Annotated in this window: 7 protein-coding genes; 3 read left to right on the forward strand and 4 right to left on the reverse strand. The window is 66.7% G+C overall.

The features are described 5' to 3' along the window. Nucleotides 1-519: 519 nt before the first annotated feature. Nucleotides 520-2,937 carry a DEAD/DEAH box helicase gene (locus IE330_RS35815; RefSeq protein ID WP_190140359.1) on the forward strand — a complete coding sequence of 806 codons (2,418 nt, stop codon included), beginning with the start codon at nt 520-522 and terminating at the stop codon, nt 2,935-2,937. Beyond that, a complete protein-coding gene (locus tag IE330_RS35820) occupies nt 2,937-3,335 on the forward strand; it encodes a hypothetical protein (protein ID WP_190140360.1) in 399 nt (132 codons plus the stop codon). Before IE330_RS35815 ends, IE330_RS35820 begins: the two co-directional genes overlap by 1 nt. A gap of 72 nt (nt 3,336-3,407) precedes the next feature. Here IE330_RS35820 and IE330_RS35825 read toward each other — a convergent pair whose 3' ends face one another. From IE330_RS35825 to IE330_RS35835, 3 genes are all read right to left on the reverse strand, one after another. Further along, nucleotides 3,408-3,698 (reverse strand): hypothetical protein, encoded by a 291-nt coding sequence (locus IE330_RS35825; RefSeq protein WP_190140361.1) that lies wholly within the window; start codon nt 3,696-3,698, stop codon nt 3,408-3,410. A 298-nt stretch (nt 3,699-3,996) separates the two neighbouring features. Beyond that, nucleotides 3,997-4,482 carry a peptidase inhibitor family I36 protein gene (locus IE330_RS35830; protein WP_190140362.1) on the reverse strand — a complete coding sequence of 162 codons (486 nt, stop codon included), beginning with the start codon at nt 4,480-4,482 and terminating at the stop codon, nt 3,997-3,999. A 712-nt stretch (nt 4,483-5,194) separates the two neighbouring features. Then, the gene (locus tag IE330_RS35835; protein WP_190140363.1) at nt 5,195-5,653 is read right to left on the reverse strand and encodes a hypothetical protein; all 459 of its coding nucleotides are present in this window, start codon (nt 5,651-5,653) and stop codon (nt 5,195-5,197) included. Nucleotides 5,654-6,085: 432 nt separating this feature from the next. On the opposite strand from IE330_RS35835, the gene IE330_RS35840 reads away from it, so the two are divergent. After that, nucleotides 6,086-9,781, forward strand: coding sequence for an nSTAND1 domain-containing NTPase (locus IE330_RS35840; protein ID WP_190140364.1), 3,696 nt, complete (start codon nt 6,086-6,088; stop codon nt 9,779-9,781). A 63-nt stretch (nt 9,782-9,844) separates the two neighbouring features. On the opposite strand, the gene IE330_RS35845 is transcribed toward IE330_RS35840, so the two are convergent. Continuing rightward, a complete protein-coding gene (locus tag IE330_RS35845) occupies nt 9,845-10,261 on the reverse strand; it encodes a DUF4259 domain-containing protein (RefSeq protein ID WP_190140365.1) in 417 nt (138 codons plus the stop codon). Nucleotides 10,262-10,439 lie beyond the last annotated feature (178 nt).

A 10,439-nucleotide genomic window follows, 5' to 3' on the forward strand; every position in this document is an offset into this window, starting at 1 on the left:
GCAAGCGCGCTGCGAATTCCCGCGCAAGCGCGGGAATTGAATTCCGCAAGCGGAATTCTGAAAGCGGGTAAATTCGCGCAAGCGCGAATTGTGGGCACCCGCGCAAGCGCGGTTGCCTGGGCTGGCAGCAAGGGGAGATGCATCATGCGCGGGCCTGTGTAAGGCTTGGGAATCCCGGCCACCACTCCAGCAACGAGAGTGACGGATCGTCGGCCTGACGGGGTGCCGGCCCCACCGCAGTGGCGGGCTCCGCTGCGCTCCACCCGAACCCCTCCCCCACTCTCGAACCCGGCCGCTCACGCTCACCAATACCCCGCCAGCATACCCTATGAACCGTGCGAGCGGGGCGGAATTCAGTCAAGTATCAGCCTACAGAGGGAAGCTGCCGTATGGATGATGCATCACGGGTCATGGCTGTGTAGAGTCTGGGGCCAGACACCACCACCCCGGCCCGCTACTCATCGCGCCGGACTCTCATTCCTATGACGCGCTGCATTCCGCGAACAGGAGAACACGGGAATGGCCGTGAAACTGCGTGAACACCAGATTGAGGCCGTAGCCGCCATCGTGCGCGGTCTCGATATCCCGCCGGGCGGCATTCCCTGGAATGGTCTGCGCGGGCAGGTGCACGCCGCGTGCGGGACGGGAAAGACCATCATCGCGGCGGCCTCCGCAAAACGGATGGTGCCCAAGGGCCGCATTCTCGTGGTGGTGCCGACCCTGGATCTCCTGGCGCAGACCGTGAAGGCGTGGAGCGGCGCCGGGCACAAGGGGCCGGCGGTCATGGTGTGCTCTCCGCTGGACGATCCGGAGCTGTGGCACCTGGGGGTGCGCTCCACCACGAACCCGGTACAGCTGGCGCTGTGGCACGGCTCGGGGCCGGTGACCATCTACGCCACCTACGCCTCGCTCGGCGTGCTCGTGGAGGCGTTCGAGGGCGCCTACGGGCAAAAGCTCGCCCCGGTGGACCTGGCGGTGGTCGATGAGGCGCACCGGACGTCGGGTTCGATGGGGAAGGCGTGGGCGGACATCCATGACCAGGCGAAGATCCCGGCCTTTCGGCGGTTGTATCTGACGGCGACGCCGCGGATCTGGGAGGAGCGGCTGAACCGCGAGGTCGCCGAGGGGGTGTGGGATCCGCTGCCGCGGGAGATGGCGGCCTCGATGGATGACGAGAAGGTCTTCGGGCCGGTCCTGTACAAGCTGTCGCTGGCGTCGGCCGTATCGCGGAAGCTGCTGGCGCGGTACCAGATCATCGTCCTGGAGCTCCAGGACCCCGTCGTCACGCCCGAGCGGCTGATGGGCGAGGAGCGGCACACCGAGGAAGTCCGCGGGCAGCGCCTGGGGGCGCTGCAGGCCGCGCTGCTGCACACGATGGAGCAGCACAACCTTCGGACCTGCATCACCTTCCACCACCGGACCATAGAGGCTCAGGCGTATGCGGAGGGCCTTCAGCGCGTGGCCAGGCGGCTGCACGCCGACCAGCCCGAGACGTACCCGGCGCAGATCTGGGCGGACTGGCTGTGCGGCGAGCACGTCCCGGAGCACCGGCGGGAGGTGCTGGGCAAGTTCGGCTCCACCGCCCGGCGCGCGGTCCTGTCGAACTGCCGCGTCCTGGGCGAGGGCGTGGACATCCGGGCCGTGGACTCCGTGGCCCTGCTGGACCCCAAGGGCGCGCCGCACGACATCGTCCAGGCCATCGGCCGCGCACTGCGACAGAAACCCGGAGAAGGAAAGCTCGCTTCCCTGATCGTGCCGGTGTTTCTCCAGCCCGAGGAATCGCCGGAGGATATGTTCACCTCGGGTTCGTACCGTCCTTTGGTGAAGGTATTGGAAGGTCTGCGGGCTCATGATGAAGAGGCTGTGGAATTGCTGGCGATTCCGCAGGAGCCGCAGAAGGACGTCGCACAGCCGTCTGTAAGCATCGGAACGGCGCCTGAAGAAGGTGAGGAAGAATCCCGGCTGCTGCTCCGTTTCGCGGCTCCGCGTGACCCGGCGATGGTCGCCAACTGGGTGTCCTTCAACGTGATCGACACCGAACGCCAGGACTGGGCCCGCGGCTGGGCGAAACTCAAGGAGTACACCGAGCGTGAGGGCCACGCCCGGGTGCCGTACGAACATAAGGAAGGCGCCTTCCCACTCGGGCAGTGGGTCGCGGAACAGCGACGCGCCTACGGGGCCGGGCAGATGACCGGCCGGCGCGCCGCGCGGCTGGAGAAGCTCGGCATGGCCTGGTCGGCGGCCGATGCACGCTTCCAGGAGAACCTGGCAGCCGCCCGTGTGTACTACCAGGAGCACTGGACCCTGTGCGCACCCCGATCAGCCGCGGCACTCGACAAGCCCATCGGGCAGTGGCTGTCCAACCTCCGCCGTCCCGGCGCGCTGGACGGCCACCCGGAGTGGGAAGCCGCGCTGGAGGCCGTGGACAAAGACTGGAACCCCTCGTGGCCCGCCGAATGGCAGCGCCACTACGCCGCGCTGCGCGAACTCGTACGCGACGAGGAAGGCCCGGTGGAGGTCCTGCCCGGCGTCACCGTCCATGGCATGGACGTGGGGAAGTGGCTGGCCCGACAGCGCAAGCCCGAGGTGTGGGCGGCCCTAGCCGACGGGCAACGCGAACGCCTGGAGCAACTCGGCATCACCCCGCTCCCCCAGACCCCGGCCCCGGCACCGGCCCCGGGGGTGCCCGCGGAGCCGTCCACAGCGCCCGTGAGCGCCTTCGACAGGGGCGTTGCGGCCCTGGCGCAGTACAAGACCCGCACCGGCACCGTGACCGTCCCCCGCGGCCACGTAGAGGTGTTGCCGGACGGGACGGAGGTCAAGCTCGGGGTGTTCCTGTCCAACACCAAGACCAGGCGCGCGAAGCTGACCGCCGACAAGCTCGCCGCGCTCGCCGGCCTCGGGCTGGAGTGGGCGGCCGCGGAAGGAGCGGCGTGATGAGCGCGAGCGACCAGGAGGCCGCAGAGCAGCGGGCGCAGGGCGCCGTGCGGCGGCGCGCCTGCACCAGGGCCTTCGCGGAGGCGGAGGGTGTCGTCACCGCTGTGCTGTCCGACCCGGGGGTGCGCGAGGCGCGGGAGCGGGTGGAGACGGCGGAGACGGAGCTCGGTCTGGAGTTGTGCGCCCGTCTCCAGCCGTTCCAGGACCGCTACGACCAGGCCGTGGCGGAGGGCAACGCGGACGCACTCGCCGGGCTCTGCGAGGGCAAGCACGGCCGCTGGGGGCGGATCTGCGTCCTGCCCGACGGACACGAGACCTCAATGGAAGAACCCCACTGGGGCCGCAACAGCGAAGGCCGACCGATCGCGTGGGTGGGCAGCGCCCCCGACGACTGGTGAGCAGCGGCGGGACCAGCGACAGGGCCCCGGGACGCACGGACGGCCCGGGGTGGCAAGCTCAGAAGTCTTCCCTCAGTCGAAGTCCAGCTCCGCTATGACCGCGTTGATGTCCCGCTTGCGGCGGGCTGTGTCGTCGTCCTTCGCTTCCTTCTGCGCCATGTAATCGGCGCGGACCTTTTCCTCTTTCTGGTTGGCCATGTCCACGGCGTCCTTGAGGGCCTGCAAGTGCTCGTCACGTATTTCTTCCACCGTGGTGGAGAACAGGATGATCCTTGATTCCTCGGTCATCAGCGGCCTGCGGGAGCCGTCCTCGAGCTGGTCGGCGCGGCTCACCGGATGTTCGCCGAAGATGCACAGCGCCATTTCCGGGTCCAATCTTGATACAGGTCATGCCCTGTCCGTTCCGCACGTGCGCGGGTGCTCCCCGGAGGTCTCATGACGTCCTGGCACGCAACCGCTCGAGCTCCCTGTCAGCACTTCGCCCCACCGCGTAGCGGTGGGGCGAAGTGCTGACAGCTCGTAGCGCTTGCCACAGGCAGCGAGCTTCGCCTCTTCTGGGCGAGAACGGCTTCGAGCAATTGGTGCATTGATGCTTGACGGCAAGCCGAGCACGCTCGTCGGCCTTTGTCTAGCACGCGGGAGGGTGGGGAGCTGAGTTACCTCACAACCCTTTCGCTGCGTAGTCGTACCTGTCGTTGAAGCGGACGTACGGCTTACTGGCCTCGAAGGGCTCGAAGGGGTCCGGTTGGTACTTCTTCGCGTCCTTGAGGAAGTAGTTGTTCCGTTCGCAGCCGCCGGTCTCACGGAAGGAGGAGACTTTGTTCTTCCAGTAGTTGCTGAACTTGAACTTTTTGCAGTGCGCCGGGGTGGTGCTCCACTGCGCCATGGCACCCCGGTAGTTGTTGTGCTCATACACGCAGTACCAGCCCCTTCGGCAGGATGCCGCAGTGGCCGACATCAGCACACGGACGCTGCCATTCTCGTACGAGATCTCGTTGTTGCTCACCTTCTTGCCGTGAGGCACTGCGGCCATGTATGCGTCGATCTTTGCGGAGCTGGGTTCTGCTTGTGCCGGGAGCGCGGTGAATCCGCTTGCGATCAAGGCGCCGCCACTGATGGCGATAGCGGCCTTCTGTAAGGTCTTCATGGTTCGTGTCCTCCGGTTCCTGGGTTGAGGCTTCAGCACGCGGTTGGTGGCCATGCACTGGGCGCGGCGCCATGGCAGCACTCGTGGCCGCCGGGCGGCACGGCCGGCTGAGTGGGTAGTGCGGTAACTACTGCGTAGAAGTGGGCCGCAATCCGCGGGTTCGGTTCTTCCCTCGGACATTGAGTTTCCGCTGGTGGTGATTGTCCGGCAGCCCCCTTTCGTGCTCGTGGACAAAATCGTTCTCTTGGACGGGAGCGCCGTTCCTGGGCGACGCGCGCCGTCGTCGCCCCGAAGCTGCGTGGCCCGTGCGACCGGTGCCGCCGCGGCTGATACAGCCCGGACCCGGCCACTCGGTGGACCGCCTGCATCCAGCAGTAGCCGTCCGACGCGGTCCGGCCCGCCGAGGTTGACAGCCACTGCCGCGCCTCCGGCACGAACAGGCCGGGCAGCACGGTGACCGCGACGGCGTCGTCGACCGCCGGGCGCGGAGCGGGCACCATCACGGCGGCCGGCGCCGCCACGGCGCTCACCGGCAGGCCCCGCTCCTGGCGCGCGCCGTCCTCGTCCTCGCCGCGGCGGACACCGACGCCGGCGTCGCCCTGGCCGAGCGCACCGCGCAGTGAGCCCCCCGGGGTTTCGCCAGCACCGTCCGGGCCTTCGGGGGACAGGGGAAATAGCCCCCGCCACTTCAACTCGTTGACGATATGCACTCTTAGTGCTTGTCGTACACCCGCGCGTACATGCTGTGCTTCGGTCCCCTCGTGAACTGCAGACGCAGATAGTACGAGGTGCCTCCGCTGACGGTGGCGTTCAGAAACTGCGTCCTGCCATCCGCGCAGAAGCCTGAGCCGCTCCGCTTGATAACCCTCTTGTCCCGGGTGCGGACGAGCTCAGCGCGGAGTTTGGCGCCATCGTGGCCGTAGCAGCCGAAGTGCACGCTCAGGTTTCGTGTGTGCGGGGTGAAGTCATGGGTGGACCACTTGTTGGCGGGGCCGTGACGGCCGGCCCAGATCTGGTGCCAGCGGGCCGCTGCCTGATTCTGCCCGTCAACCACAGTGGTGCTGTTCGGCTGGGACGGGGGCTGCGCCTGTGCGGCGGGTGCAGTCACTGCCAGGCCGCTGCCGAGGGCCACTGTGGCCGTTGCGAGGGCGATTTGTGTGCGTAGGTTCATGGACTGCTGTCCTTTCATGCTCATGGGACGCCAGAGGGGCCAGTCGCACCGCGCAGCCCTGCTCTTTGCACGGTGGGGCTGCGCCTGGGGGAAGTGGGAAGCACTTCGCCCAGTGCGTGCCGCGGAACGCCGAGGAGAGAACGTGCAGGCGATGCGACCGGTCCGACAGTGAGTTTTGGCTGGTCGGAGTTGACTAGCAGCCCGCTCCCGTAACGCTAGTCAAAGAAGTGGCATCGGTGGCGCAGATGATGGCGTGCGCAGCCCTCGCGCGCGGCCGTCATGGTGTGCTGGGCTTGATGGCGTCGATCTCGGCAGAGGGGGCTGCATGGGGCGTCGCGAGAAGCCGCTGGACCCGACAGCGAATGCTGTGGCGCGGTTCGCGACGAACTGCGCACCCTGCGCCAAAAGGCCGGCTCACCTACCTACCGGGCCATGGCACTACAGGTCGAGTATTCGGCGGCCGCGCTGTCGTTCGCGGCCCGAGGAGAGCAACTGCCCTCACTGGCGGTGACGCTGGCCTACGTAACAGCCTGTGGCGGGGATGTGGAGCAGTGGAAGCATCGCTGGCAGCAGGCTCAGAACGATGTCGGCCAGTCGTTTATGGAGCCTGCTGACGCTTCCGATGCGCCCTACCGTGGCCTGGCGCGTTTCGAGCCGAGCGACTGTGACCGGTTCTTCGGTCGCACCCGCTTGACGGACGAGCTCACCGAGATGGCCCGCACCCACCGGATCACCGTGGTGCTGGGCCCGTCGGGCAGCGGGAAGTCCTCCCTGCTCCGCGCCGGGCTGATCCCCCGATTACAGGCCACCACCGACCCGGCACTGCGCCCGGCGGCGATCCGGATCCTCACACCAGGCCTTCGCCCGGCACGCGAGCACCGTGAACGGTTTGTTCCGGCTGTGGGAGAGGGGGAGACGTGGCTGGTGGTGGACCAGTTCGAAGAGGCCTTCACCATGTGCCAGGACGAGCAGGAGCGACAGGTATTCATCGGCCTGCTTATGCGGGCGCAGGAGCCCGGCAGCCGGATACGGGTGGTGCTGGGAGTGCGGGCAGACTTCTATGCCCGCTGCCTCGAGCACGAAGACCTGGCCATAGTCCTGGCGAAGGCAAGTCTGCCTGTCGGACCGATGACTCCCTCAGAGCTGCGGGAAACAATCATCAAACCCGCTGCGGCTGCGGGCTTGATCGTCGAGCGGCAGCTGACCGCCCACCTCATTCAGGAGGCTGGCGGACAGCCGGGCAGCCTGCCCTTGATGTCACACGCACTGCTGGAAACCTGGCGCCACCGCCGCGGCCGCACACTGACCCTGGAAACCTACGAAGCCACCGGCGGCCTGCACAGCGCGATCTCCCAAACCGCCGAAACCCTTTACAACCAGCTCACCGCCCCACAGAAGGAAGTGTCCCGACGACTGCTGCTCCGTCTCATCACCCCCGGCGCGGGGGCCCCCGATACCCGCCGCACCGTCCCCCGTTCGGAACTGGGCTTACCCGAGCCCTCAGGTGAGGCCCACCACATCTTGGAACGGCTGTCCCGGGCACGTCTCATCACGCTGACCGAAGACAGCGTCGACCTCGCGCACGAAGCCCTCATCGCCGGCTGGCCACGCCTGCAAAGCTGGATCGAAGAGAGCCGCGAACGCCTGCGCTGCCACCGCCAGCTCACTGAAGCCGCCCGCACCTGGCAGGAACTCGACCAGGACCCCGGGGCCCTCTACCGCGGCACCCGCCTCGCCACTACTCAAGAACACTTCCCCCAGCCCCACCACCACCCCGAACTCACCAGTATCGAACGCACCTTCCTCACCGCCAGCATCACCACCCGCGAGAAGGAACAGCAAGCCGAACTCCGCAACACCCGCCGACTGCGCCGCTTCGCAGGCGCCGTGTCCGTACTCCTCGTCCTCGCCCTGACCGCCGGAGTACTCGCCTGGCAGCAGTCCCAGACCAGCAACCGGGCACGCGACCGAGCCCTCGAAGCGCAGCGTATAGCGCAGTCCAGACAACTGGCCGCCCGATCCGATGCCCTACTCACAAGCGATCCAGACCTGGGTTCCCTCTTGGCCATCCACGCCTATCGAACCGCCCCCACACCAGAGGCAGCCTCCAGCCTCTATTCCGCCGCTGGCTTGCCATTACGGCACCGCATTACGGGATATGCGGACGAAGTTTCCTCAGTGGTTTTCAGCCCGGACGGACGGACCCTGGCCACGGGAGGAGACGAAGGGACCGTACGGCTGTGGAACACGGCGAACGGCAAGGCGTACGCCTCTATAACTGCCGCCGCAGGTATGGATGGTCACGTGGCATTCAGCCCGGACAGCAAGACAGTGGCCAGCGGTGACGCTGCCAGTGTTGTCCGGCTGTGGGACGTGGCATCGGGTGAGCCACGCTCCGCCCTCACCGGCCACACTGAGGGGCTCGAGGACTTGGCATTCAGCCCCGACGGCCAGGTCCTGGCCACTGGCGGTGGCGATGGGAAAGTTATTCTGTGGAATGTTGCCAAGGGAACGGACCGCGAAGTCCTGGTCGGCCACACCGGCAGCGTGACCGGGCTTGTCTTCAGTTCCGACGGGCGGGCCTTGGCCACCGGCGACGACGAGGGGAAGGTGCTCTTATGGGATGTCGCCACCGGCAAAAGACGCGCGGCCCTCGCCGGCCACACCGACGCGATACAGAAACTGGCTTTCAGCCCCGACGGAAACTTACTGGCCACCGGCGGTGCAGACTCCACTGCCCGCCTATGGGATACCGGCACACGCAAGAGGCCTACCATCCTTACCGGTCACAGGGACGACGTGACGTCGCTGGTCTTCAGCCCTGACGGGCGGACTCTGGCCACTGGCGATGCCGACAATACGGTGCGCTTATGGGACGCGGCTTCGGGTAAGGCACGCACCAACATCACCGAAAGGGCGGATAAGGCAGCCTTCAACCCGGATGGACGGACCATGGCCACCGGTGACCTTACCGGGGTGGTGCGCCTGTGGGACACAGCCTCAGGCAAGGTACGGGAAACCATCCCTGGGCACACCGACATGATCCTGGATCTGGCTTTCAGCCCTGACGGGCAGACTCTTGCCACTGGCAGCGCGGATGAAACGGTCGGTCTTTGGGACGTCACAACGCGCAGCAAGCGCACGGTGCTTACCGGTCGTCCCACCGACGATACAACTGCGATCAGCCCGGACGCGCAGACGCTGGCTTCCGCGCGAGACGACGGGACTGTGCGTCTGTGGGATGCCGCATCAGGCAAACACCGCGTCTCCCTCGCCGGTCACGCAGGGGATGTCAGAGCCGTGGTCTTCAGCCGTAAGGGGCGGATGCTTGCCACTGCCGATGAGGATTCGGTGCGCCTGTGGGACGTGGCCTCAGGCGAGCAACGAGGCGCCCTCATCGGCCACACCAGCGGGGTAAGAGTGGTGGCTTTCAGCCCAGACGGCCAGACCTTGGCAACCGCCAGCCGGTACGGCGACGAAAGCACGGTGCATCTGTGGGACGCGGCATCGGGGCAGCACCGCGCCTCCCTCACCGGCCACACCGGAGAGGTGCACGCCGTGACGTTCAGCCCAGACGGGAACACCCTGGCTACCAGCGCCGATGACGAGACCGTACGCCTATGGGACACCGACCATACCCAATCCAAGGACACGCTCACCGGTCTTCCCGGCCCTGTAGCGCTCCTGGCGTTCAGTCCCGACGGGCGGACCCTTGCCACCGGCGCATTCGACAAGACCCTGCGCCTGTGGAACACGGCCTCAGGCAAACAACGTGCCTCCCTTACCGGCCACACCGGCGACGTGACAGCCGTCGCATTCAGCCCCGACGGACGTACCGTGGCAACCACCGCCGACGACCAGTCCCTACGACTGTGGGACACGGAACTGGGCATCCCGCGCACCACTTACCCCATCCACAGTGCCGAGGCCACTGCAGTGGCGTTTCACCCAGATGGACGGACCCTGAGTGTCGCAGGGGAAGGCAAGACACAGCACTGGAGGACTGACCTGCCTACCCTCGCCCAGTCCGTACGCAAGATCTGCAACGCCATCCACCGCGACCTCACCCGCACCGAACGCGCCACCTACCTGCCTGAGAGCCCTGCTCGACCTGTATGCACCACATAGGGGACGCGGCTGCCTTTATTTACGAGTCGTGGCTCTGGTCCACTTCTTGTGACACCGTCACCGTTATTGATCAATGGGTGGTGCGAGGGCCTCCATGATCTGTTGAACTTCGTGGCGCCACTGGACGGCGTCGGCGCTGTCCACCCAGCCCGCCGCCATTTCTGATCCGTCTTGAAGCACGCGATGCAGCGCGAGCACGGCTGACCTGCGGAGAGGAAACGGAAGCTCCGGCAGTGGTTCTCTGGGCCCGTCATCAGGGTCGATCACGATCCCGCTGTCCGGGATTGTGCAGGCGACGAGAGCCGCAGCGGCTACTGCTTCGACGCCGTCTCCGCCATCCACGCGTGCTCCGGAGTCCGTGACTCGTTGGAGTGCTCGCTCGAGTACATCGATAACCTTCTGAGGAGAGAGACCCTCAAGTTCATCGACGAAATCTGCGGCGAGGTCGCTGTCGAACGGACCGGTTCCCCACGTTCCCATGTACGGCTCCTGGTATCGCTCTCTCCGGACAGCATCCCAGCAGCCACTGACAGCACTCGTGCAGCCAGGAGGACTCGCTTGCGAAGCAGCGGACACCGGCTTCTTCCAGGGTGCGGCGCATCCGCCATTCCTGGCCGTAGGCACAGTCACCGGTCACCCAGGTGATCGGCAGGGGCGA

Origin of the sequence: Streptomyces longispororuber (genome assembly GCF_014656095.1) — a bacterium.
GTDB lineage: Bacteria > Actinomycetota > Actinomycetes > Streptomycetales > Streptomycetaceae > Streptomyces > Streptomyces longispororuber.

Coding starts and splice junctions, on each gene's coding strand:
- IE330_RS35815 (WP_190140359.1), top strand. CDS start 520: ATGGCCGTGAAACTGCGTGAACACCAGATTGAGGCCGTAGCCGCCATC.
- IE330_RS35820 (WP_190140360.1), top strand. CDS start 2,937: ATGAGCGCGAGCGACCAGGAGGCCGCAGAGCAGCGGGCGCAGGGCGCC.
- IE330_RS35825 (WP_190140361.1), bottom strand. CDS start 3,698: ATGGCGCTGTGCATCTTCGGCGAACATCCGGTGAGCCGCGCCGACCAG.
- IE330_RS35830 (WP_190140362.1), bottom strand. CDS start 4,482: ATGAAGACCTTACAGAAGGCCGCTATCGCCATCAGTGGCGGCGCCTTG.
- IE330_RS35835 (WP_190140363.1), bottom strand. CDS start 5,653: ATGAACCTACGCACACAAATCGCCCTCGCAACGGCCACAGTGGCCCTC.
- IE330_RS35840 (WP_190140364.1), top strand. CDS start 6,086: ATGGCACTACAGGTCGAGTATTCGGCGGCCGCGCTGTCGTTCGCGGCC.
- IE330_RS35845 (WP_190140365.1), bottom strand. CDS start 10,261: ATGGGAACGTGGGGAACCGGTCCGTTCGACAGCGACCTCGCCGCAGAT.